Annotated in this window: 22 protein-coding genes; 10 read left to right on the forward strand and 12 right to left on the reverse strand. The window is 64.6% G+C overall.

Annotation, left to right across the window (positions count from 1 at the left end):
• Positions 1–72: 72 nt before the first annotated feature.
• The 5 genes from IFJ82_RS13505 to IFJ82_RS13525 form a co-directional block, all read right to left on the reverse strand.
• Positions 73–1,164: a glycosyltransferase family 4 protein gene (locus tag IFJ82_RS13505; protein ID WP_192264907.1), complete on the reverse strand. Its 1,092-nt coding sequence runs from the start codon at positions 1,162–1,164 to the stop codon at positions 73–75.
• A gap of 46 nt (positions 1,165–1,210) precedes the next feature.
• Positions 1,211–1,879: a glutathione S-transferase family protein gene (locus tag IFJ82_RS13510; protein ID WP_192264909.1), complete on the reverse strand. Its 669-nt coding sequence runs from the start codon at positions 1,877–1,879 to the stop codon at positions 1,211–1,213.
• A gap of 21 nt (positions 1,880–1,900) precedes the next feature.
• The gene (gene mnmA, locus IFJ82_RS13515; protein ID WP_003617832.1) at positions 1,901–2,977 is read right to left on the reverse strand and encodes a tRNA 2-thiouridine(34) synthase MnmA; all 1,077 of its coding nucleotides are present in this window, start codon (positions 2,975–2,977) and stop codon (positions 1,901–1,903) included.
• Positions 2,978–3,134: 157 nt separating this feature from the next.
• Positions 3,135–3,449, reverse strand: a complete 315-nt coding sequence (locus IFJ82_RS13520) for a ferredoxin family 2Fe-2S iron-sulfur cluster binding protein (RefSeq protein WP_075595989.1) — start codon at positions 3,447–3,449, stop codon at positions 3,135–3,137.
• A gap of 62 nt (positions 3,450–3,511) precedes the next feature.
• Positions 3,512–4,696: a cysteine desulfurase family protein gene (locus IFJ82_RS13525; RefSeq protein ID WP_081378504.1), complete on the reverse strand. Its 1,185-nt coding sequence runs from the start codon at positions 4,694–4,696 to the stop codon at positions 3,512–3,514.
• Between the two features lie 63 nt (positions 4,697–4,759).
• On the opposite strand from IFJ82_RS13525, the gene IFJ82_RS15925 reads away from it, so the two are divergent.
• Positions 4,760–4,894 carry a hypothetical protein gene (locus IFJ82_RS15925; protein ID WP_003617829.1) on the forward strand — a complete coding sequence of 45 codons (135 nt, stop codon included), beginning with the start codon at positions 4,760–4,762 and terminating at the stop codon, positions 4,892–4,894.
• Positions 4,895–4,917: 23 nt separating this feature from the next.
• Here IFJ82_RS15925 and IFJ82_RS13530 read toward each other — a convergent pair whose 3' ends face one another.
• Entirely contained in the window at positions 4,918–6,057 is a 1,140-nt protein-coding gene (locus IFJ82_RS13530; RefSeq protein ID WP_192264911.1) for a cysteine desulfurase family protein, read from the reverse strand.
• A gap of 594 nt (positions 6,058–6,651) precedes the next feature.
• On the opposite strand from IFJ82_RS13530, the gene IFJ82_RS13535 reads away from it, so the two are divergent.
• From IFJ82_RS13535 to IFJ82_RS13545, 3 genes are all read left to right on the forward strand, one after another.
• Complete coding sequence (locus IFJ82_RS13535; RefSeq protein ID WP_003617827.1) at positions 6,652–7,317, forward strand: alpha/beta hydrolase; 666 nt, start codon at positions 6,652–6,654, stop codon at positions 7,315–7,317.
• Positions 7,318–7,645: 328 nt separating this feature from the next.
• Complete coding sequence (gene tyrS, locus IFJ82_RS13540; RefSeq protein ID WP_192264913.1) at positions 7,646–8,908, forward strand: tyrosine--tRNA ligase; 1,263 nt, start codon at positions 7,646–7,648, stop codon at positions 8,906–8,908.
• A gap of 14 nt (positions 8,909–8,922) precedes the next feature.
• Positions 8,923–9,501, forward strand: a complete 579-nt coding sequence (locus IFJ82_RS13545; protein ID WP_192264915.1) for a DUF4186 domain-containing protein — start codon at positions 8,923–8,925, stop codon at positions 9,499–9,501.
• Positions 9,502–9,873: 372 nt separating this feature from the next.
• Here the strand turns inward: IFJ82_RS13545 and IFJ82_RS13550 are convergent, their stop codons facing one another.
• Positions 9,874–10,242 (reverse strand): Rieske (2Fe-2S) protein, encoded by a 369-nt coding sequence (locus IFJ82_RS13550; protein WP_225578675.1) that lies wholly within the window; start codon positions 10,240–10,242, stop codon positions 9,874–9,876.
• Between the two features lie 150 nt (positions 10,243–10,392).
• On the opposite strand from IFJ82_RS13550, the gene IFJ82_RS13555 reads away from it, so the two are divergent.
• Both IFJ82_RS13555 and IFJ82_RS13560 read left to right on the forward strand, forming a co-directional pair.
• Positions 10,393–11,640, forward strand: coding sequence for an aminopeptidase (locus IFJ82_RS13555; protein WP_075595984.1), 1,248 nt, complete (start codon positions 10,393–10,395; stop codon positions 11,638–11,640).
• Entirely contained in the window at positions 11,637–12,128 is a 492-nt protein-coding gene (locus IFJ82_RS13560) for a hypothetical protein (protein ID WP_040511466.1), read from the forward strand. The genes IFJ82_RS13555 and IFJ82_RS13560 overlap by 4 nt, the downstream gene beginning before the upstream one ends.
• Here the strand turns inward: IFJ82_RS13560 and IFJ82_RS13565 are convergent.
• Genes IFJ82_RS13565 through IFJ82_RS13585 form a run of 5 tightly spaced genes read right to left on the reverse strand, consistent with a single transcriptional unit; the run spans position 12,095 to position 17,338 of the window.
• Entirely contained in the window at positions 12,095–13,249 is a 1,155-nt protein-coding gene (locus IFJ82_RS13565; RefSeq protein ID WP_192264917.1) for a glycosyltransferase family 4 protein, read from the reverse strand. The genes IFJ82_RS13560 and IFJ82_RS13565 overlap by 34 nt on opposite strands.
• Positions 13,246–14,961 (reverse strand): heparinase II/III family protein, encoded by a 1,716-nt coding sequence (locus IFJ82_RS13570; protein ID WP_192264919.1) that lies wholly within the window; start codon positions 14,959–14,961, stop codon positions 13,246–13,248. The genes IFJ82_RS13565 and IFJ82_RS13570 overlap by 4 nt, the downstream gene beginning before the upstream one ends.
• Before the next feature lie 52 nt (positions 14,962–15,013).
• The gene (rpe, locus tag IFJ82_RS13575) at positions 15,014–15,694 is read right to left on the reverse strand and encodes a ribulose-phosphate 3-epimerase (protein WP_192264921.1); all 681 of its coding nucleotides are present in this window, start codon (positions 15,692–15,694) and stop codon (positions 15,014–15,016) included.
• Between the two features lie 60 nt (positions 15,695–15,754).
• Positions 15,755–17,071, reverse strand: a complete 1,317-nt coding sequence (locus IFJ82_RS13580; protein WP_192264923.1) for an RsmB/NOP family class I SAM-dependent RNA methyltransferase — start codon at positions 17,069–17,071, stop codon at positions 15,755–15,757.
• Positions 17,072–17,095: 24 nt separating this feature from the next.
• Positions 17,096–17,338: a hypothetical protein gene (locus tag IFJ82_RS13585; protein WP_192264925.1), complete on the reverse strand. Its 243-nt coding sequence runs from the start codon at positions 17,336–17,338 to the stop codon at positions 17,096–17,098.
• Between the two features lie 36 nt (positions 17,339–17,374).
• On the opposite strand from IFJ82_RS13585, the gene IFJ82_RS13590 reads away from it, so the two are divergent.
• From IFJ82_RS13590 to IFJ82_RS13605, 4 genes are all read left to right on the forward strand, one after another.
• Positions 17,375–18,100 carry a YggS family pyridoxal phosphate-dependent enzyme gene (locus IFJ82_RS13590; protein ID WP_408901690.1) on the forward strand — a complete coding sequence of 242 codons (726 nt, stop codon included), beginning with the start codon at positions 17,375–17,377 and terminating at the stop codon, positions 18,098–18,100.
• Positions 18,101–18,223: 123 nt separating this feature from the next.
• Positions 18,224–20,239 (forward strand): potassium transporter Kup, encoded by a 2,016-nt coding sequence (locus IFJ82_RS13595; RefSeq protein ID WP_003617817.1) that lies wholly within the window; start codon positions 18,224–18,226, stop codon positions 20,237–20,239.
• Positions 20,229–21,440 carry a radical SAM family heme chaperone HemW gene (gene hemW / locus IFJ82_RS13600; protein ID WP_192264927.1) on the forward strand — a complete coding sequence of 404 codons (1,212 nt, stop codon included), beginning with the start codon at positions 20,229–20,231 and terminating at the stop codon, positions 21,438–21,440. The genes IFJ82_RS13595 and hemW overlap by 11 nt, the downstream gene beginning before the upstream one ends.
• 284 nt (positions 21,441–21,724) lie before the next feature.
• Positions 21,725–22,909 carry a nucleoside hydrolase gene (locus IFJ82_RS13605; RefSeq protein ID WP_192264929.1) on the forward strand — a complete coding sequence of 395 codons (1,185 nt, stop codon included), beginning with the start codon at positions 21,725–21,727 and terminating at the stop codon, positions 22,907–22,909.
• The last annotated feature ends 10 nt before the right edge of the window (positions 22,910–22,919 follow it).

A 22,919-nucleotide genomic window follows, 5' to 3' on the forward strand; every position in this document is an offset into this window, starting at 1 on the left:
GCGCCTGTCACATACCCAGCCCCCATGCTGCCGACATGCGCGATGGTCATGCGCCCCGAACATGCGCCCACATCACACCCCTGCGCCGATACAGGCGGCGCGGACCTCGTGCCGGATGGCACGGGCATGGGGCAGGTCGAACCGGCGCGCCTGTTCGCGTCCCCGCACCGACAGGGCTGCGCGCGCGGCGGGCGCACCCATCAGGCCCGACAGGGCGGCGGCCAGCCCCTCCACCGGCATTGGCGGCACCAGCAGGCCGCCATCGCCCACCACCCGCGACAGCGCCCCATACGGCGCGGACACCAGCGCCGCCCCCGCCGCCATTGCCTCCAGCGCGCTGAGGCCAAAGGGCTCGGGCCAGCGTCCGGGCATGACCACGATCGCCGCCCGTCCCATCGCCGCCAATACATCGGCATGGGGGCGGTATCCCAACATCTTCACCCCTGCCGCCTTTGCCTGCGGCCGCAGTGCTGCGATGAAGGGGGTTTCAGGCGCCTGCGCAAAAAAACGGTCCGCGCCATACATCACCGCGCGCCAGCCGGGATGGGCCGCGCGGATGCTGGCCCATGCCTGCACGAACAGGTCCGCCCCCTTGTCCGCGACCACGCGCCCGGCGAACATCACCACCGCTTCACGCGCGGCGGCCGGCGTACAGGTTGCGGGCACGACGGTGCCATTGGGGGAAAACACGACGCGCGCGCCGCAATCGTCAGGCAGGCCGTCGAGGAAGCGCGCACGCAGCCAGTGTGATACGGCGGCGATACGCACCCGCCCAACCAATGCACGCCGTTGCGCGGGCGTGCGGGCAAAACGCATGCCCTGCGGATCGTTATGCAGCACCAGCAGGATGGGAACGCCGGGGAACCGGTGCGCCAGGAACAGGGCCATGTCGGGACGGTTATGCACCTCGATCAGGTCAGGTGCGGGTATGGTGCGACGGATCGCACGCGCCACCGCGCATGCATAACGCCATAGCGCCGTCCCCGGTGGCCACCACCCCATCACCGCCGGCACGAACCGGCCACCAGACAGCGGTGTGCCCGTAATGGGCATGCCCACGACCACATCATCCGTCCCGGCCATGGCCGTGACCTGCAACCCGATGGCGCCCACCGCGTCGGGGGAATATCCCTCCCGCCGGGGCAGTACTGTCACGACACGCATCACTCACTCCGCACCGGGTTTACCCCACACCGGGCGATACGGCCCCTCAGGGGATGTCCTCGAACCTGGCGTTGCGCCATTCCTTCGGCTCCGCCAGCGCGGCCTGGTACCACTGATCCACCAGCGGATGCGCACGCACCGCGTTCATATAGGCCACTGATTCCGGCGAAGGGGTCACGCCATAGGACAGGAAGCGCGAGACGATGGGCGCATACATCGCATCAGCCAGTGTAAAATCAGCACCGAACAGGAACGCGCCGCCCTGCCCGAAATCCAGCCGTGCCTCGGTCCAGATGGCGTCGATACGCGCGATGTCCGCATCGATGTCGTCATTCGTGCCGCCCGCCAGCGGACGGGCATGACGCCCGACATTCATCGGCATCGCCGCGCGCACCGCACGGAAACCGGCATGCATCTCTGCCGCGATGGAGCGTGCAAAGGCGCGCGCACGCGGCGCGACCGGCCAGAGGGCTGGCGCCTGATCGGCACAATATTCACAGATCGCGATGCTTTCCCACACCACACTTCCCCGATGTTCCAGATAAGGCACCTTGCCATTGGGGGAAATGGTCCTGATGGCCGACGTGTTGCCATCGTTGGAAAGCGGGATCACCACCTCCTCCACATCCAGCGCCGCCAGCCTGACGGCAAGCCAGCCGCGCAAGGACCAGGAGGAGTAACGCCGCGTCCCGATGACCAATCTTCCCTCTGCCATGTCTTCGTCCTTTCGTGGCCTTCAGGCGGCGCTGTCGTGCCGGCGGATGAACCCACCGCCCAGCACCCGTGTCCCGTCATACATCACACAGGCCTGTCCCGGTGCGGGCACCGCCGCCTCGTCAAGGAGGACCGATGCCCCGTCTTCCGTGCGGCGGACCGTGGCGGGGCGCACCGCCTCACGCGCGCGGATCTGCACACTGCAGCGCAGGCCCTGAGCAGGCGGTTCCACCAGCCAGTTCATGTTCCGTAACCGCAGTTCGCGCGTCACACCCTGCGTGCGCGGGCCGATCACCACACGCCTGCGGCCGGGTTCGATCCCCACCACCATCTGGCGTTCGCCCCCCTGCATTGTCGCGTCACCCAGGCGGCGGCTCTGCCCCACGGTATACCGCGCAACCCCTTCATGCGTGCCCACGACATTGCCGGAAAGGTCCACGATCTCCCCCGCGCCACTGGTCTGCGGGCGCAGTTTCTCCACCAGCCTGGCATAGGAACCATCGGGGATGAAACACAGGTCCTGGCTGTCGGGCTTGCCCGCCACCGCCAGACCGAAACGTTCGGCCTCTGCCCGCACGGCGTCCTTGTCCGGCATGTCGCCAAGCGGGAAACGCAGGAAGCCAAGCTGCTGCAATGTGGTGGCAAACAGGAACCATGACTGGTCACGCCCGGCATCCACCGGACGGTGCAGTTCCACACCCTGCGGCCCCTCGATGCGGCGGACGTAATGGCCGGTGGCCATCGCATCGACGCCAAGGTCACGCGCCATGCCCAGAAGGTCGGTGAATTTCACCCCCTGGTTACAGGCGACACAGGGGACTGGCGTCTCCCCTTCGGCATAGGCGTCGGCGAATGTCTCGATCACGCTGTCGCGGAAGCGCCGTTCGGCGTCGATGACGTAATGCGCGATGCCAAGGCGATCGGCCACGCGACGTGCATCATGGATGTCACGTCCCGCACAGCACGCGCCTTTGCGCGCGCTTTCACGCGAATCATACAGTTGCAGGGTCGCCCCCACCACCTCATGCCCTTCTTCGACAAGACGGGCGGCGACAACCGAACTGTCCACCCCACCGGACATGGCGACCAGGATACGCATGGGTCCGTTATACTTTCACACGAATTGAGGACAACCGGGCCATCCTGCCTATCGAAGGCATAGGCCCGGCGTCAAAGGAATTATCGGGCCACCCGCCACGAACATGCCCGTCCGGCACGCGCGCATCCGGCACATGCCCCGCCCGGGACATCCGCGTTCAGGATGTGCGCGGCAGGCGCACCACAAGCCCGTCCAGCGCCTCGGTCATGACGATCTGGCAGCCAAGGCGCGATGTCTTTTCCAACCCGAAGGCAAGGTCGAGCATGTCTTCCTCATCCTCGGTCGGGGGCGTCAGCTTTTCCGCCCACTGCGGATCGACAACCACATGGCACGTCGCACAGGCCAGCGACCCTTCGCACGCACCCTCAAGGTCCACCCCGTTCTTGTGCGCGATTTCCAGCACCGACAGCCCAAGCGGGGCCGCGACCTCGCGCCGGGTGCCATCACGTTCGACAAAAACAATATGCGCCATCATTCCATCCTGAACACAGTTCCACGCCCGGACATCCATGCCGGGCCATTCCTATCCCCGCGCTATGCGCCCCCGGCCGCGGCACGGCACAGGATCTGCGCCGCACGATCCATATCGGCGCGTGAGGTATAGCGTCCGACCGCCAGACGCAAGCTTCGCGCCGCCTGCGCCGCATCCAGCCCCATTGCCGTCAGCACATAAGACGGCACCACCTCGGCCGAGGAACAGGCCGACCCCGTGGACACACACAGTTCGGGCGCACGCGCCATGATATCAAGGGCCGTCGCGTCTGCGAAACGCAGGTTCAGGTTGGTCGGCAGGCGATGTTCCATGTCACCATTGACCTCCACCCCCGGACATCCGGCACGCAGCAGGTGCAGCAGATGGTCACGCAGCATCCGCCCGCGCGCGGCATCACCGGCCATTTCACGCATCGCGATGTCGCACGCCGCCCCGAAACCGATCAGCAGCGGCGCGGGCAGCGTCCCCGAGCGCAGGCCGCGTTCCTGCCCCCCGCCCGAAAACAGCGCGGCCAGCCGCACGCGCGGCCTGCGCCGTACGAACAGCGCGCCCACCCCCTTTGGCCCGTACATCTTGTGCGCGGAAACCGAGGCAAGGTCGAGGTCCAGCGCGCGCACATCCACCGCGACCTTGCCCACCGCCTGTGCAAGGTCGCTGTGCAGCAGCGCACCCGCACGGCGCACCAGCGGGGCAAGCGCGGCCATGTCATGCATCACGCCGGTTTCATTGTTCGCCATCATGATGCTGACCAGCAGGGTCGGCACCTCCAGCGCACGGTGCAGCACATCGGGGTCCAGCCGCCCGTCCGCCCCGACCGGCACGATAACGGGTTCGCACCCTTCGGCCCGGAGATCACGGACGGATTCCAGCACGCATTTATGTTCCGTGGCCACCGTGATGACCCGCCGTCGCGCCGTGCCGGTGGACAGCAGGTGACGCACCGCCCCCTTGATGGCAAGGTTGTTGGCCTCCGTTGCACCGGACGTGAACACAACCTCACGCGCCTGCGCACCCAGCAGGGCGGCGACACGGGCGCGGGCGATTTCCACGGCGTCATGCACTCGCCGCCCCGCCGCGTGATCCACACTGTGGGGATTGGCGAAATGCGTAGTGAACCATGGCAGCATTTCATCGACCACGCGCGGATCGCACGGCGTCGTCGCCTGATAATCGAGGTAGATTTCCCCATCTGGCGTCTGGGCGCCCGGACGTGCCATATCCAGCATTGTCATCATAACTCCGCCACATAACTCCGCCACGTGTGGGTCGATCCCCACCATGCCAGGACAATGTTCCCGCACGGCACCATGCCGGGCTGGCGCAAGGACGTTCCTGATGAAGCTTTTTCAAAAACCTTCAAAGAGCATCGCTTTTTTTCACAAAAAGGCAGCAGCCGGAACCCTGTCGTCACCGCGCCATTGTAAAGCGCGCCCTCACGTTGTCCACGTCAAACCGCCGCGCGCAGGGGCAGGCGGGCGGCCATGTCGGCATATGCGGCCATGAACGCCCCCACCTGCGCATCTGTCACCGACCATGGCAGGGAGACGCGAATCGCACATTCCGCCTGATCCAGTAGCCCCATCGCGACCAGCACATGCGAACGCGCGACCTTTCCCGACGAACATGCCGCCCCGGCGGAGACGCAAAACCCCGCCATGTCGAGTGCGATCAACTGCGTCTGCGCACGCCGGTGTGGCAGGACAAGGCAGGTGGTGTGCGCCAGTCGTGGCGCATCCGCCGAACAGACCACCGCGCCACAGTCACGCGCCACACGGTCAATGTCGTCGCGCAACCGCGCAAGGCGCGCCCGGTGCGTGGGATCGGCCAGGTCACGCGTCGCGGCCGACAGGGCGGCGGCCATACCGGCGATAGCCGGCAGCGCGGGCGTACCACCGCGCCGCCCCTGTTCCTGCCCCCCACCCGCCAGCATGGGCGACAGGGCGACGAACCCCGCCCCCGCCAGCAAGAGCGCACCGGTGCCCTTCGGCCCGCCGAATTTGTGCCCCGACACCGCCACGCTATCCGCGCCAAGCACGCGCAGGTCCACCGCCATGCGCCCGGCCGCCTGCACCGCATCGACATGCAGACGCGCGCCATGTGCGCGACACAGGCGCGCGACCTCGGCAATCGGCTGGATCACACCCGTCTCGTTATTGGCCAGCATCACGCAGACCAGCGCCTCCCCCGGCTGCGCCAGCAGGGCCGCCAGCGTGTCGAGGCGGATCACACCCTGTGCGTCGATGGGAATGGCCTGCCCGCCATGCGCCTGCGCGGCCATGCGCACGGCGTCATGTTCGCTTGCGCCATACAGGATGCGCCGCCCGCGCCCCAACGCATCAACCGCCAGGACATTGGCCTCCGTCCCGCCGGATGTCATGACACAGTTTTCCGCCGTCATACCGAAAGTGGCGGCAATTTCTTCCCGCGCGGACTCCATGACGGCACGCGCGGCGCGACCTGACCGATGGACCGACGCGGGGTTGCCACACACCATCGCCGCCGCCGTCATCGCATCGAGCGCCTCGGGGCGAAGTGGCTCCGACGCATTGGCGTCCAGATAGAAAAAATCCCCGCCGGCGCCGTTCATTTCAATCCCCGATCCTTCTGTGCCCGCCAATACCACGGCATTACTTCGTGGCCCATGTTTACGATTTATGTGGCAATTTGTGAATTGGCCTCGCTATAAGCTGCGCATCCCACACGTGTGATGAGGCCCGGCGGGAGCCGGGCAACGGCAAGCCCCCGCCCCATCACGCAGCAACACATGGCGGAGCGCAGACCATGAGGCAGCATAAGGACAGGCCGGCACACGCAACGCCATACCCCGACATGCCTGCCACAGACGCAACGCTTACCCGACAAACTAACATTTTTAATCCCTAGGCCACGTCAGCATTATCAGGCCCAATCGGTATATGTCCGGTCCGCGCACACTCAAGTCCCGGTATCCGGGCATCACGGCATCCGGGGCCGTGGGGTGCAGACATATGTTTTGGGTTTACCGGCGCCGCAACATGGCCGCCATCGGGTCGCTACGGCGCCACCGGGGCCAGCATTGCTGCCGCCGGGCCACTTGATCAGTCGCCAGTCCGGTGCGGGGCATCGCCATCGGACAGGCAACAATGACAACCGCCCCGCCGCCATGCCATCAGGCAGCCGGGCAACCATATGCGGGATATATATGCCTGAGGTCATGTTCGCCGGCCCTGACGGCCGCCTGGAAGGACGCTACCATCACTCAAGCGAGCCGAACGCGCCGCTTGCACTGGTTCTTCATCCGCACCCGCTGCATGGCGGCACCATGAACAACCGCATCACCTATGCGATGTATCGCGAATTCGAAAAGATGGGCTTTTCGGTCATGCGCTACAACTCGCGCGGGGTCGGGCGCTCCCAGGGGCGTTATGACGGTGGCATCGGGGAAATTTCGGACGCGGCCGCCGCACTCGACTGGATGCAGATGGTCAACCCCAATGCACGCGGCCTGTGGATCGCGGGATATTCCTTTGGTGCGTTCGTGGGCATGCAACTGTTGATGCGCCGCCCCGAAATCACCGGCTGGATCAGCGTGGCGCCCCCCGCCAACCATTATGATTTCGGCTTCCTCGCCCCCTGTCCATGCGGTGGCCTGATGATCGCGGGCGATGCCGACGAACTGGTGCCCGAACCCGCCGTGCATAAACTGGTGGACAAGCTCAACACCCAAAAGGGTGTCGAGGTGGACTACCGCATCTTCAAGGGCGCGGACCACATCTTCGCCTCCCACGCGGATGAAGTCGCCGCTGCGCTTGAAGACCATGTCAGCACCGTGATGAACCGCCGCGCGCTGGCCCTCGCCGCCGACTGACGCACGGGCGACGCCTGACGACACGATACCGGGCATACGCGACGCCGCCGTCGCGCAGCGCCCGCTGTCGCAGGGTGCGGGGTCATATCGTGCCCTATGGTATTGCACCCCGTCGCACACCCCCCTGTCACAGGGCCGACCGGCATGTTGTCGCGCCATGTCTCCTCCCGCGCTTCTGACTGTCCGGTTACGTGACCGGACAGAGGCCCGGCCCCGCCAACGCATTGGTTGGCGGATGGTTTCTTCGCATGGCGCGATCATGCTAGACCCCTTGTCGCATCGCCACCCCAGGGTGGACCCGTGACAACCCGCAGATACAGTAGAGACCATGCCCAAAAGCGAATTCCTCCGCGAGGCCGAGGCACGTGGCTTCATCTTCCAGTGCACCGATATGGAGGCGCTCGACGCCGCCATGCAGGCGGGGCCGGTTTCGGGCTATATCGGGTTTGATCCCACGGCGGACAGCCTGCATGTCGGCAGCCTGATCCAGATCATGATGCTGCGTCTGCTGCAAAAACACGGCCACCGGCCTGTCGCGCTGGTGGGCGGGGGCACGGCGAAGATCGGCGATCCCTCCTTCCGCGAGGAAGCACGCCAGCTGATGACGGCCGAGACGATTGCACAGAACCTGCGCGGGATTGAGGGATGCCTTCGGCAGTTCCTGTCATTCGATGACAAGTCCAGCGCGAACGACAAGTCCGGCGCGATCCTGGCGAATAACGCCGACTGGCTGGACCGGCTGTCCTATATCGACCTGCTGCGTGATGTGGGTGTCCATTTCTCGATCAACCGGATGCTGTCGTTCGATTCGGTACGCAGCCGGCTGGAACGCGAACAGGGCCTGACCTTTCTGGAGTTCAATTACTCCATATTGCAATCCTATGATTTCCGCGAACTCAATGCCCGCCATGGCGTCACATTGCAGATGGGCGGATCGGACCAGTGGGGGAACATCGTATCGGGCATCGACCTGGTGCGGCGCATGAACCAGCAACAGGTGTTCGGCCTGACGACGCCGCTGCTGACCACCAGTTCGGGGACCAAGATGGGCAAGTCCGCGCGCGGCGCGGTCTGGCTGTCGGCGGCACGCCTGCCGGTCTTTGAATACTGGCAGTTCTGGCGCAATACCGAAGATGCCGATGTGGGGCGTTTCCTGCGCCTGTTTACCGACCTGCCGATTGAGGAATGCGACCGTCTGGCCGCCCTGCCCGGTGCAGGCATCAACGAGGCGAAGAAGGTCCTGGCAACCGAGGCCACCGCCCTGTGCCATGGCCGCGCGGCAGCCGAACAGGCCGCCGAGGCCGCCCGCCGCACGTTTGAGGAAGGTGCGCTGAGCGCGGACGCCCTGCCCTCCATCAGCATCGCCGCCGCCACCCTGCATGAAGGTATCCCGACATTCCGCCTGTTTGCCGACAGTGGCCTTGTCGCCAGCAATGGGGAGGCACGCCGCCTGATCCGTGGGGGTGGCGCACGCCTTAATGACGAGGTGGTGACGGATGAGGGACGCATGATCGGCGAAGGCGACCTGCATGACGGGGTTATCAAGCTGTCATCCGGCAAGAAGAAGCACATTCTGGTGCGCCCGGCCTGAAGCACACCCCGGTCATGACGGTGCGCACGCCCTCGCGTCGCAGGCAGGCGGCGGCCCCACCGGCGGGACAGGCGGACCTGTTCGCGCCACCGCCGCCATCACGGGAGACGCCAGCAGGCACGGCCCAATATGATACGACCCACCCTGATACGGCCCAGTCTGTCACGCCCCTGTCCACCACACTACCTGATGTCGCAGAGGATCTGTGGGCGCGACTGTCGCGCTCGCGCTTTCGCACACGTTTTCATCTCGACACAAGGGATCGGGCCTATCTGCACCGGCAGGGGCTGCACAATGTATGCGAACATGCGGCTGAGTTCATTGCGACACGCCTGGCCCCCGCCCACCCGCATAAGGACGGGCGGCAGACCCCATGGCGGGGGCATCCGGTTTTCGTCGCACAGCATGCAACCGGCACCTGCTGTCGCGGCTGCATAGAGAAATGGCATGGGTTTGCGAAGGGGCGCGCCCTGGAACAGGCGCAGTGCAATTATATCCTCGCGGTAATCCGGGGATGGCTGCTACGCGAAGACCCGGATTCTACGGCGTGTCGTCAGTTATCCGCTCCCACTGCTCGCCAACGTAAGCCATAGAGCCGCATCGATTGTTCTCCTCCAAAGCCGGAAAAACAGTCCATACAGAGCGACAGAAAATACACCCCCTCAGCCCAGAGACTGTTTGAACAATCAGGCTCTATAACATACTGAAATTATAAATGTTTTTGGTGAAGCTTTTTCCAAAAAGCTTCAGAAGACGCCGCCTTTTCCGATCAAAAGGCGGCACCAAAAACTTTTCTTTTTTGTCAATGAGCTGTTTTCAAACACTCTGCTCAAGCTTTCAGGGCTTAACTGATGGCACGCCGTAGTGAATGAAAGTTTTTGGGCGCCACCCCTGAATCGAAAAAAGCAGCGTCTTTCAGAGCTTGCGAAAAAGATTCACCAAAATTTTTACTACTTTTCAATGCGTTAATTTGCAGACTTTCCCATGGCGGGACGTACGTCAGCCCAGACATCTTCCCCCTCCACCCATGCGTCATAGGGGCGCGGCATGGGGTTTGCCGCCTCAATCCGCCCACCGGGCGCATCCACGTCGCCGCGTATGCCAAAGGTCCACATATGCAGCGGGCAGACAAGCCGGTCATACTGGACATAACCAGTGGACAGGCGCGCATTGCCATGCGGGCAGCGATCATCGAACACGCATACCCGCCCGTCCTGCGTGCTCCAAACCACAAGCGCACGCCCCTGCGTGAGGACACGTTGCGGGCGTTCACGCACGGCGGCGACCTCACACAGCCTGACGGCATTTCCGCGACCATCCGGTATCCCCGCCATTTGCATCACCTTCGCTTTTCCCCAACAGGTTACGGTATGATTTTACGCAACCGTGGACTATCGTCTATCGTATCGTGACAGACACCTCGTGACAGGGCGGGCACAGCGCGGCCCGCCATCCCTATCGCCATAAACAGGATGAATGCACGCATGGCCCCAGCTTCCAACCACGCAGAACTCCTCGACCGGCTTGGCGAGGTTGCGGTCCGGGTCGGGCTGAATATCGCCCATGGCCAGCAACTGCTGATTACCGCGCCGCTCGACGCGGTGCCGCTGGTGCGGCGCATTACCGAACATGCCTATCGCGCGGGGGCATCACTGGTCAGCACGTTCTACAGCGACGATGAAACCACGCTGGCGCGTTTCCGCCATGCACCCGACGACACGTTCGACATGGCGGCAAAGTGGCTGCAGGACGGCATGGCGGAGGCCTATCGCGAAGGGGCGGCCCGCATGGCAATCACGGGGGGCAATCCCACGCTGCTGTCGGGGGAAAACCACGACCGCGTTGCCCGTGCGTCACGCGCGTCATCACTGGCGGGGCGGCCCGCCATGGAACTGATCACCAATTTTGCCATCAACTGGAACATTGTCGCCTGCGCCACCCCCACATGGGCACAGCAGGTGTTCCCCGACCTGCCCCCCGAACAGGCGCTTGCCCGCCTGTGGGATGCCATCTTTACCGCGTCGCGCGTAACGACCGCCGACCCGGTGGCAGAATGGGCGCGGCATAACGAAACCCTGCACCGGCGTGCCGCATGGCTGAATGACCGCCGTTTTGCGGCACTGCATTTCCGGGGGCCGGATACGGACCTGACGGTAGGGCTTGCCGATGGGCACGCATGGGCAGGCGGGTCGGAACCCGCACGCAACGGCATCACCTGCAACCCCAACATCCCGACCGAGGAAGTGTTTACCACCCCCCATGCCCGTCGCGTCGATGGCACGGTGCGCGCGACAAAGCCCCTGTTCCATCAGGGAACGCTGATTGACGATATCGCGGTGCGTTTCCAAGATGGCCGCATTGTCGAAGCCAGCGCACGCACGGGTCAGGAGGTCCTGACACGCATTCTTGACACCGACGAAGGCGCACGCCGCCTGGGCGAGGTGGCGTTGGTGCCTGCCTCATCACCGATTTCCAGCAGCGGCATCCTGTTTCGCAACACGTTGTTCGATGAAAATGCCGCCAGCCATATCGCGCTGGGACAGTCCTATACCAAATGCATGCTCGACACCGACACCCTTGATGCTGCGCAACTGTCTGAACGTGGCGCAAATTCCAGCTTCATCCATATTGACTGGATGATCGGGTCGAACCAGATCGACGTGGACGCCATCACCCATGACGGCACGCGTGAATCCTTGATGAAACAGGGCGAATGGACCAGCCAGCCATGACTTTTCGCACATATTTCCTTGTCGCTGCCCTGTCGCTGTCGTTGCCTGTGCTGCCTGCGATGGCACAGCAGGCCCCGGCGGGACAGCAGCCGACATCCGAACAGCAGGCGATGATGATGCATGACATCACCGCGGCCGCGCAGTACCGCCTGCCAAACAATTTCTTCACGGTCATGATCCCCACCATCAAGGAGATCAAGGCACGGAATGTTACCCCCCCCGAAAGCGGCAACCTGTCGCTGTCACAGACGATCGAACGCACGGCGCAGATGGAACGCCTGATGCCGATCCTGCGCGAACACGGGCTTAGCGCGTCGGACTTTGTCATGGGCATCACGACCTTTGGCATGACGACCGCCCTGATGCACCAGCAGGCGCCCAAGGGCGCGCCCGCGCTGAACCCTGCGAACGTGAAGCTGATCAATGCCCACCCGCAGGAAACCGAAACCATGATTCAGGAAATGGGCGGCCAACTGTCACAACCCTGACGCCGCCGCGCGCCCTGCACCAGCAGGGCGCAGGTCCGCGCCAGCACGGCATCTTGTGAAAACAGTTGCAACGCCCGTGCGCGCCCGGCCATGCCCATGATGCGGCGCAGACCGGCGGACTGCACCAGCCGCCCCAGCGCAGCCGCAAGGGCACCCGCATCCGCAGGGGGGACAAGGTATCCGGTCCGCCCCGTGACGATCTGTTCGCGAATGCCGCGAATATCGCTGCCGACAACCGGCAGGCCCGACAGCATCGCCTCGATCACCGTCATGGGCAGCCCCTCAAAATGGCTGGGCAGGACAAAGATATCCGCCGCCGCCATAAGGTCCGCCACATCGGCGCGATACCCAAGACAACGCAATCGGGGGCCAAGCTCCGCCTGTGCCGCCATGATAAGGTCCGCCATGTCCGGCCCGTGATCGGTGGGCAGACGCGCGCCCACGACCCACAGGACCGCATCGGGAACATCACGCATCGCCGTAAGCAGTTCGGGATATCCCTTGTGCCGCACCAACCGCGACACCGCGAGGACGACGACATCCCCCGCCCCCACGCCAAGGTCCGCGCGCAACCTGCACCGCACCAGCGGGTCCGGGCGAAAGAGCGCACCATCACGCCCGTTGCCGATGGCCGTGGCGCATGGGTGAATGCCAAGCCGCCGCGCGTCACGCGCCTCCTCGTACGAAACGGTCAGATACGTATTGGTCACGCGCCCGGCCAGCCATTCCAGAACCAGCGCCAGCCGGCGCCGTACCCACGGCCCCGGCTGGTTGAACAAAAAACCATGGCAGGTATAGGCCACGCACGGCACACCACACAGCCATGCCGCCAGACGGGCCAGAAGGCCGCTGATCGGCATGTGCGCATGCACGATATCGGGACGTTCGCGCCGGATCAGGCGCACCAGCGCCCATAATGCGCGCATCTGCGCCACGGGGGAAAAGGACCGCGCCATCGCCACGGCCTCCACCCGGAACCCATCGGCGCGCACCGCCGACAGCAAGGGGCCATCGGCACAGACACCCACGACATCATGCCCATCGGCCCGCAGCCGACGCATCAGGGGATACAGGAAATGATACAGCGCGAAATCAACATTCGTGATCTCGAGTATCCTCATTCCCCGCCCGGTCCCCTGTCACGTTCCAGCGCCCAGCGGATCACCCTGCGCTTTCTGCCGGGTGCAGTTTCCACCGCCGCCGGTCCGGGGCCTGCGGGTATCGCATCCTCCACCCCGGCGGGAACCTGTGGCGTGCCCTCGCCCGTCGCGGGCGGGCGGGCGGCATTGGGGGCGACCCGCACGACGATCTGTGTCGAAGGCACAGGACGCAGACCGCCGGAATAGACGCTCTCCTCCACCACGACCTCCCCGCCCGTGGCGCGGAAGTTCCATGTCTGCTCCCCCGCCTCCAGCATGACAGTGCCGGCCTGCGTCCCCGGCTGCACACAGACCGAAGGATGCAGGTGGAAACGCAGGACAAACGCCAGATCACGCTCGCCCTCTATGGTTTCCTCGCCCCGCAGGCAGTCACCATTGCTGCCAAGGTACAACCGCCGTGCATAGGTCGCGCCAGCCGTGGGATAATATCCGTCATGCGACAGGCTCAGCCAATGCGCGCCCTCCCGCGTTGCATGATCGACCTCCACATGGGCGGGACGGCGGGCGACCGTGCCATCCTCATGGAAATCAGAGGAGGACAGCCCCTCCACCTCCACCGTGGAATGGGCGGCCGTCTGGCGCAGCGCCTTTTTCCATTCCGGCAGGAATCCGCCGCCGCAATTGACGACCAGGCGCTGTCGCATACACGAAAATTCCAGCGACAACGTGCCCGCATGGGCATTGTGGTCATATCCCGTCGGCGCGGGCGCCCCCGCATCCACCAGCAGGAGCGAACGCCCCGACTGCGCGCGCACAAACCCGCCATCGGGCATGGCATTGGCCACCACCCGCGTGCGCGTAGCCTGCGACAGCACCATTTCAATCAGGGTGGAACTGCGTTCATGGCTGCCGTTGAACAGGGCGAGGCACCCATCCCCATGACGCATGGCACGCAGCACGGGGCTCATCTTGTCAAGCGCCAGCGCCACAGAATGCGGCAGCGCATGCTGTGCCGCCTGCATCATCGCGCGCATTTCCGCCAGTTCACGCAAGGCCCGCAACTGCACCTCCGGGCTGCGCTGGATGTGCCAGCCATCGGGCAGGATCTGGCGTTCCACCTCTGCGTCGATATAGCGGCGGTAACGGCTGAGGAAACCGGTATATTCCGGCATGGCCACCGCAACCGCCAGCAACCCCTTCAGCGCCGTCAGCGATTGCCAGTCATGGCATTCGGGCGGCAGAAGGGCGGCAATGGTCCGTCCTTCCACCAGAAGCCGGGCCATCAGGCGTTGACGGAACATGTCGCTGGCGGAGGCGGCGAAGAAATCATAATGCCCCAGCCATGCCGCGACACGTGCGCCCGCCACGGTGCAGTCACGCACCATCGGGTGGATTGGCGGATTCAGAAGCCAGTCATCCACCAGCGCACGCGCACGCAGCCGGGCCGCATCCGTGCCCATCGCGCGCAAATCGCGCAGCCAGCGGAAACTGTGCAGCCCTTCGCGGAAAGCTGGTTCAAAATCGGGATTGTCCCACATCCCCGGCCCGATGGGATGGGTATATCCCTCCTGCGTCATCATGCCCTTGATGAGCATCGCACCCGTCGCGGCATCACCGGGCCACAGGTCACGGATATTATGGACAGGCGCGACCGGCACCCGCCCCTTGCCCACCAGCAAGGGCAGGCGCGCCATCGACAGGCGTGCGCCCTGCGCCAGTCGCCTTACGACCATGTGCGCCTCGTGTCCCGACCGGTGATGCCCCGGACGATGGTGAAAGGTCCCCTCACGCCCGGCGGGGCGCCTCGCCTGTGCGCAGGGCATTGATGGCCTGCGCGTAATCCGCCTGCCCGTAAACCGAGGTCCCGGCAATCAGGACATCCGCGCCCGCCTGTGTCGCAAGCATGGCGGTTTCGGGAGTGATCCCGCCATCCACACCAATGCGGATGTCACGCCCCGTTGCGTCGGCCATTTCACGCAGGGTACGGATCTTGGCCAACTGGCTTGTCAGGAACTTCTGGCCACCAAAGCCTGGATTGACCGTCATGACCAGGATCATGTCCACAAGGTCCAGCACCTCCCCCACCGCTTCGGGCGGGGTGGCGGGGCAGATCGCGATGCCTGGCTTCACGCCATGGTCGCGCACATGTTGCAAGGAACGGTGCGTGTGCGGACCCGCCTCCACATGGATATGGATATGATCGGCACCCGCCCTGGCGAAGGCCTCGATATACGAATCGACGGGGGCAACCATCAGATGCACATCGAACGCCAGGCGCGACCCGGGCCGCAATGCCTGGACAAGCTGCGGCCCCATCGACAGGTTCGGGACGAAATGGCCATCCATCACATCCAGATGGAGCCAGTCGGCCCCCGCCTTCTCGACAGCGGCGACTTCGTCCGCCATGCGGGAAAAATCAGCCGAAAGCACACTCGGCGCGATGAGGGGAGAAGATAGAGCTGCCATGTTCCTTTTGTATCAGGAATATCGCAGGCAGGCCATAGTTTTACGACATCCCCGCCCCACTCACCCCTTGCGGAAGCGCGCGGCGAAGAATCCGTCCATCCCCCCCTGTTCGGCCCACATGCCGGGATGCGTGCGCACCCACCCTTCGGGCGTGTGGGCCTGCGGCAGGAACGCCAGTTCCTCCGGCGTGAAGGGATCGGCGATCAGCCCCATTTCCTCGGCTGCACGGGCACAGGCGGGGCCTTCCTCCGGCTGGAGGGAACATACCGCGTAAACCAGCCGCCCACCCGGACGCAGCATGTCGCCTGCCGCCTTCAGCAGGGCCTGCTGCCCCGCCGCAAGTGCCGCAAGGTCGCGCGGGCGCTTGATCCACAGTGCATCGGGATGACGCCGCACCGTGCCGGTGGCCGAACATGGCGCATCCAGCAGCACCGCATCGAGGGGCGCATCGGGCCGCCATTGCGTTGCATCGGCCTGCACGACCTTGACCACATCGCCCAGTTGCAACCGCGCAAGGTTGGCGCCCAGACGCTCCAGCCGTCGGGGGTCACGTTCGACGGCGGTGACATCCGCCCCGGCAAGGGCGAGTTGCGCGGTCTTGCCGCCGGGCGCGGCGCACAGATCCGCCACCCGTTCCCCCGCCTTCGCATCCAGCAGGCGTGCAGGCAGGCTTGCCGCGGCATCCTGCACCCAGAACGCGCCTTCGGCAAAGCCGGGCAATTCGGTGACACGCGTTCCGGCCGCAAAGCGCACGGTGCCGTTGGGCAGCAGTTCGCCCCCCGGTGGCGGCAGGCAGCCAGGACGCATCGACAGGTCGAGCGGTGGCTCCGTCCCCAGCGCCGCGGCGATGGGACGGGCCATGCGCCCCCATGACGCCCACAGCCATGGCGGCACGTCGAGGCGTTCCTGGTCGAGTCCGTCAAGGCAGCCATCGCCCTTTTGCGCAATCCGGCGCAGTACGGCATTCACCAGCCCCGCAAACGGGGCAAGTCCGCGCCTGCGCGCCAGCGCCACCGACGTCGCCACCGCCGCATGCACCGGCGTGCCAAGGAACAGCAGTTGCGCCACCCCGATCAGCAGCACCGCGCGCACGGGTTCGGGCGGCTCCTTTTTCAAGAAGGGCGAGAGCACCTCCGTCGCGGTGCCCATATGACGCAGGACCGACGCCCCCAGGCGATGGGCGGCGGCGCGGTCGCGCGGTTCCGCCTGTCGCGCGACGGGCGAATTTTCCATGGAGGTTTCAAGCATACGCCGGTGCTCGATCACGCCGGTGACGATGTCAAAGGCGATATCGCGCGTCGGGTCGGCCGGGGCTGCCTGCGCGCCACGGCCTGTGGCGCGGCGTCCGGACGAACGGGGTGCGGACGTCTGTTTCATTGTCTATACCTGCTTTGGAACTCATCAAACCACGCGAACCCCGGCACCACATGCGTGGCCGGACCCCACGTGTCCCGCACATGACACGCCCACGCCCGCACCGCCACCCCCGGCGCACATGATTTTTACCATCCCCATGCCAGACGCCCTCGCCCCGATACCGATGCCGATGCCCGTCCCATCCCCGTCCCAATGACAGCGGCCCGCCACCATGATATCGCACGGACGGGCCATGACCGTCCCCGCGTCATGCCGGGAAAAGGCCACCGCATCCGGATTTCCACGAACAAGGGGGGACACAGCATGCACGACACACCCATGCCGGCGGACACGGCGCAGGACGTATCCGCAGATCATGACATCGCCACGGCGCTTGCGACGGTGCGCGCGCGCATTGCCAACGCGGCCCGCCGCGCCGGGCGTGATCCGTCGGACATCACGCTGGTTGCGGTGTCCAAGTTCCACCCGCGTGCGCGCGTGGTCGCCGCCCTGCGCGCGGGGCAGATGACATTCGGTGAAAACCGCGTGCAGGAAGCGGCGGATAAATTCCCGTCCCTGCGTGCGCAATGGCCGGACCTGAGGCTGAACATCATCGGCGGCCTGCAAACGAACAAGGCACATGACGCCGTGCGCATTGCGGACATGATCGAAAGCCTTGACCGCGCGACCCTGTGCGATGCCATCGCGCGCGCGGCCGACCGGGTGGGTCGCCTGCCGCGATTGCTGGTGCAGGTCAATACCGGGGACGAGACCCAGAAATCCGGCGTGGCGGTGGAAGAGGCTGATGCCTTCATCACCGCCGCCATCGCGCGCTTTGGCGATGCGGTGGCGGGGCTGATGTGCATTCCCCCGGTGGATCAGGACCCCACGCCACATTTCCGCACGCTCGCCACCATGGCGGGGCGGCACGGGCTGGGGGTGATTTCGATGGGCATGTCGGCCGATTTCGAACAGGCCATCGCCGCCGGCGCGACCCATGTGCGCGTCGGCAGCGCCATTTTCGGCCCCCGTCCGACCCATCCCACCTGAAAACCGGCATGGCACCTGCACGGATACGGACCTTGATGCCCTACCCGCTTGTGGGTATGCGAAAGTACCGGGCATGATGCTGCCCGTATTTCTTGACATTCACTGCCGCGGAGCCGTCACGACATGACGCAAGCCACGGGGCCTGATGCCCCCGGAACATCGACGACGCCAGCCCATGGCGCCCAAGCTGCGGATGGCAAGGCACCGGACGGCAAGGCATCCGCCCCCGTCCCGTCGAAGGTGACGGAATACGGCGCGGACCAGCATGAACATGCCGCCAACCCCGTGGGCTTTGCCGCCCTGCTCGGGGTGCTGGGCGTCGTGTTCGGCGATATCGGCACCAGCCCGATCTATGCCCTGCGTTCGACCATCATGGTCGTGTCACAACACCACAGGATCGAACCGTGGGAGATCCTTGGCGTACTCAGCCTCATCATCTGGTCGCTGCTGCTGATCGTGACGGTGAAATATGTGATCCTGATCATGCGTGCCGACCATAATGGCGAAGGCGGCATCATCTCGCTCATGTCGATGGCCCAGCGTGTCGCCACCACCAACCGCCTGCGTGTGGCGCTCGGCATGGTGGGAATCGGCGGCGCGTGCCTGTTCTTCGGCGATGGCATGATTACCCCCGCCATTTCGGTGCTGTCGGCGGTGGAAGGGCTGGAGGTCAGTTTCCCCGCCGCACGTGAACTGGTCATTCCCATCGCACTGCTGGTGCTGGTGGGGCTGTTTTCGGTGCAGTCCTATGGCACGGGCAAGGTGGGGACCATATTCGGCCCGATCATGCTGGTATGGTTCAGCCTGCTGGGCATCCTTGGCCTGACGCAGATCGTGCAGCATCCCACCATCCTGCTGGCGGTATCGCCCACCTATGCGGTGCAGTTCATCATCTATCACGGATGGCTGTCGTTCATCGCACTGGGGTCCGTCGTGCTGTCGGTCACAGGGGCGGAGGCGCTGTATGCCGACATGGGCCATTTCGGCCGCCAGCCCATCCGCTATGCCTGGCTGTTCTGTGTGCTGCCGTGCCTCGCCCTCAACTATCTCGGTCAGGGGGCGCTGATCATCGCGCACCCCACCACGCTGGCCAACCCGTTCTTCCTGCTGGGCCCGCACTGGTTGCAGGTGCCGATGGTCATCCTGTCCACCTGCGCGACGGTCATCGCAAGCCAGGCGGGGATTTCAGGCGGGTTTTCGCTATGCCGGCAGATCATCCAGCTTGGCTACCTGCCGCGCATGCGCATCACCCACACCAATGCGGAGGAAGAGGGCCAGATCTACCTGCCGGAGTTCAACCGCTTCCTGATGACCGGTGCGCTGTTACTGGTGCTGAGCTTCCGCAGTTCTGACGCGCTGGCCTCGGCCTATGGCATCGCGGTGACGGGTACGTTCATGTGTACCTGCGTCCTGGCGATGGTGGTGTTCCGCCGTCTGTATCACTGGTCACGCCTGGCCGCGATCACGACGTTCGGCGGTTTCTTCGTCATCGACACCACCTTTTTCGCCTCCAACGCGCTGAAGATCCCGCAAGGTGGCTGGGTGCCGGTGATGCTGGGCATTGTGCTGACGCTGATGATGACGACGTGGAAAAAGGGCCGCCTGCTGATCATGAACCGGCAGAAGCAGGACAGCATGCCCATGAACTCCTTCCTGGCGCGACTGCCGCAGTCACGCATCATCCGCGTGCCGGGAACGGCGGTATACATGACCGCGACGCCGGATTTCGTGCCCGCATGCCTGTTGCACAACCTCAAGCACAACAAGGTGCTGCATGACCATGTCCTGTTCGTCACGGTCCAGACCCTTGACCAGCCGGAAGCGGATCGCGGGCACCGTGTCGCGTTGCAGGAACTCGCGCCCGATATGTACCGCATCATCCTGCGCTATGGCTTCATGGAAACGCCCAACCTGCCCCGCGCGCTGGAGGACCTGAAGGCCAGCGGACTGGAATTCGATGCATTGCAGGCATCTTATTTCACCAGCCGTGAATTGCTGGTCCGTTCCTCCGTGCCAAAGATGTCGCGCTGGCGCATGTCGCTGTTCCTGCTGATGGCGCGCAATGCCACACCCGCCACCGAATTCTTCCGCATCCCGCCTGACCGCGTGGTTGAACTTGGCGTCCGCCTTGCCATCTGACGCCCCCCCCACCGTCGCCGCACCGAACGGGGGGGAGGCGCTGGCGCTGTATGTGCACTGGCCTTTCTGCCTGTCGAAATGCCCGTACTGTGATTTCAACAGCCATGTGCGCGACGTCATTCCGCAGGCGCGTTTTGGCAATGCCCTGCGTCGTGAACTGGCGCATGAGGCCGCGCGCATCGGGACGGCGCGCGACACGCGTCCTATGCTGGGGTCCATATTCTTTGGCGGGGGGACGCCATCGCTGATGGAACCTGCGACGGTGGCCGCCCTGATCGGGGATGCGGGCCACCTGTTCCGCCTGTCCCCCGATATCGAAATCACGCTGGAGGCCAATCCCACCAGTGTGGAGACAGCCCGCCTGCGTGCCTTTCGCGACGGGGGGGTCAACCGCATTTCAGTGGGATTGCAAAGCCTTGACCCGGAAGCCCTGCGTTTTCTGGGCCGTGAACACACCGTGCCACAGGCGATCGCGGCACTGGAACAGGCGCGCGCATTATTTGGCCGGATCTCGTTCGACCTGATCTATGCCCGGCCGGAACAGTCGCTGGCCTCATGGCGGGGCGAACTGGATGCCGCACTCGACCTCGCATCCGACCATCTCTCGCTCTATCAGTTGACGATCGAACCGGGCACGCGTTTTGAGAGCCTGTATCGACAGAACCGCTTTCACCTGCCCGATGACGACCTCGCAGCCCGGCTGTATGAGGAAACGGCCCGCGTGGCCGCACGTCACGGGTTGCTGGGCTACGAGGTCTCCAACTATGCCCGTCCGGGGGCCGAAAGCCGCCACAACCTGACTTACTGGCGTTATGGCGACTATCTGGGTATCGGGCCGGGGGCGCACGGGCGCGTGACACGCGATGGCGTCACCTATGCCACCCGCCGCCACCGCGCACCAGAACCGTGGGCCGAACGGGTGGAACGGACCGGCACCGGCACAACACATGAAGACGCGCTGTCACCACGTGAAAAGGCACGCGAAATGCTGCTGATGGGATTACGCCTTGACGAGGGGATCGCCGCAGGGCGCTTTGCGCGGCGCACGGGGATGAGCCTGAGCGACGCGACTGATCCGGGCATCCTGCAAGCCGCGCTGGAGGAAGACTACCTTCGATGGGACGCAGGCGGGGCACGCCTGCGGGCCACGGCAGAAGGGAGGTTGCGGCTGGAAAGCCTGCTGGCCGCGCTGGTGATGTAAAAATCCGGCAAAGGGCATTGCCCGGCAGAACATCACGCCTCAGCGCATGATGACGGCATCCCCATAAAAGGCCGCATAAAAATAACGAATGTTTCCGGGGGGCACCTTATGTTCCCGAACCGGTCACATATTTCAGGGTTATTCGAAGATTTTCGCCAGAATTTTTATAATTCCAGTCTATCGCCAGATTTACCTGCCCACAGGGTTTGCAAGGAACAGGTGGTATGGAACTCGGCCATAAACCGGCTAGACTGCGCGCCAAAGGTCAGGGAAGGAACCCCGCTGTGTCCCGTGCATCCATGTCACGCCCGTCATTTCCCGCCATGTTCAGGACCTGCGCACTTGTCGCCGGGGTGACGCTTGGCGCTGTCCTGCCGGGTCTGGCCCATGCCGCCACGCAGGCGGCATCCCAGGCGGCCTTCCGGACTGCATCCCAGACCGCGCCCGACCCCGAACTGGTGATCGAAGATAATGATTTCCTCGGCCCCGGCGGGTCGGACCAGCAATCCATCATCCCGCTGCTGTTCAACCCACATGTGCGCGTACTCGGCTTTACCGTCGTCAGTGGCGATGACTGGGAAAATGCGGAATCCGCCCATCTTCGCCGGTTTCTGGAAATCATCCACCGCACCGACGTGCCGGTGGCCGATGGCGCGGTCTATCCCCTGCTCAACACTGTCGCGGCCCTGCGTGAACACGAACACCAGTTCGGCACAATCCCGTGGAAGGGGGCGTGGGGCGGACTGGGCAGCATCGAACATGTTCCCGACACGCAGCCTGCCCTGCCCACGCTGAAGGAGGGCATGCCCCACCTGCAACCCGTGGCGCAGAACGCGGCGCAGTTCCTGATCGAACAGGTCCATGCCCATCCGCACCAGATCACCATCGTCGCGGCGGGTCCGCTGACGAACCTTGCGCTGGCCATCCGCCTGGACCCGACCTTTGCCGCGACGGCAAAACAACTGGTATTCATGGGCGGCATGCTTGACACCAGCATGATGTCGGTGACGGGGAATGCGGACTTTGCCTCCGACTTCAACATGATCTTTGACCCGGAGGCCGCGCATATCGTCCTGACCGCACCATGGGCGTCGGTAACCGTGGTGGGCAGCGTGTCGAACGACCTGATGATGACACGCGACTACCTTGCGCAGGTGACGCGCAAGATCACGCCGATGACGCAGTATCTTGCGAAATATTACGAACCGCTGCCGATGTGGGACGAACTGACGGCTGCCATCGCCGCCGACCCGTCACTGGTGACGTCATCGGTGGACGCGTTCATGGATATCGACCTGGCGCACGGCCCTGATTACGGGCACGCCCATGTCTGGCCCGAACAGCTTGCCCCGAAACAGCAGGGCGTACGCCGCGTCCATATCGTGCGCAGCGTGGACGCCACGCGGTTCCGCGCCATCTTCGCACAGGAGGCGCAGAGCGACCTGCCCCCCGCCCCGGCACGCCATTAGGAACGGGGAA

This window comes from Novacetimonas hansenii, assembly GCF_014843995.1.
Lineage (GTDB): Bacteria > Pseudomonadota > Alphaproteobacteria > Acetobacterales > Acetobacteraceae > Novacetimonas > Novacetimonas hansenii.

Coding starts and splice junctions, on each gene's coding strand:
- IFJ82_RS13505 (WP_192264907.1), bottom strand. CDS start 1,164: ATGCGTGTCGTGACAGTACTGCCCCGGCGGGAGGGATATTCCCCCGAC.
- IFJ82_RS13510 (WP_192264909.1), bottom strand. CDS start 1,879: ATGGCAGAGGGAAGATTGGTCATCGGGACGCGGCGTTACTCCTCCTGG.
- mnmA (WP_003617832.1), bottom strand. CDS start 2,977: ATGCGTATCCTGGTCGCCATGTCCGGTGGGGTGGACAGTTCGGTTGTC.
- IFJ82_RS13520 (WP_075595989.1), bottom strand. CDS start 3,449: ATGGCGCATATTGTTTTTGTCGAACGTGATGGCACCCGGCGCGAGGTC.
- IFJ82_RS13525 (WP_081378504.1), bottom strand. CDS start 4,696: ATGCTGGATATGGCACGTCCGGGCGCCCAGACGCCAGATGGGGAAATC.
- IFJ82_RS15925 (WP_003617829.1), top strand. CDS start 4,760: ATGTTCCCGCACGGCACCATGCCGGGCTGGCGCAAGGACGTTCCTGAT.
- IFJ82_RS13530 (WP_192264911.1), bottom strand. CDS start 6,057: ATGAACGGCGCCGGCGGGGATTTTTTCTATCTGGACGCCAATGCGTCG.
- IFJ82_RS13535 (WP_003617827.1), top strand. CDS start 6,652: ATGCCTGAGGTCATGTTCGCCGGCCCTGACGGCCGCCTGGAAGGACGC.
- tyrS (WP_192264913.1), top strand. CDS start 7,646: ATGCCCAAAAGCGAATTCCTCCGCGAGGCCGAGGCACGTGGCTTCATC.
- IFJ82_RS13545 (WP_192264915.1), top strand. CDS start 8,923: ATGACGGTGCGCACGCCCTCGCGTCGCAGGCAGGCGGCGGCCCCACCG.
- IFJ82_RS13550 (WP_225578675.1), bottom strand. CDS start 10,242: ATGGCGGGGATACCGGATGGTCGCGGAAATGCCGTCAGGCTGTGTGAG.
- IFJ82_RS13555 (WP_075595984.1), top strand. CDS start 10,393: ATGGCCCCAGCTTCCAACCACGCAGAACTCCTCGACCGGCTTGGCGAG.
- IFJ82_RS13560 (WP_040511466.1), top strand. CDS start 11,637: ATGACTTTTCGCACATATTTCCTTGTCGCTGCCCTGTCGCTGTCGTTG.
- IFJ82_RS13565 (WP_192264917.1), bottom strand. CDS start 13,249: ATGAGGATACTCGAGATCACGAATGTTGATTTCGCGCTGTATCATTTC.
- IFJ82_RS13570 (WP_192264919.1), bottom strand. CDS start 14,961: ATGGTCGTAAGGCGACTGGCGCAGGGCGCACGCCTGTCGATGGCGCGC.
- rpe (WP_192264921.1), bottom strand. CDS start 15,694: ATGGCAGCTCTATCTTCTCCCCTCATCGCGCCGAGTGTGCTTTCGGCT.
- IFJ82_RS13580 (WP_192264923.1), bottom strand. CDS start 17,071: ATGAAACAGACGTCCGCACCCCGTTCGTCCGGACGCCGCGCCACAGGC.
- IFJ82_RS13590 (WP_408901690.1), top strand. CDS start 17,375: ATGCACGACACACCCATGCCGGCGGACACGGCGCAGGACGTATCCGCA.
- IFJ82_RS13595 (WP_003617817.1), top strand. CDS start 18,224: ATGACGCAAGCCACGGGGCCTGATGCCCCCGGAACATCGACGACGCCA.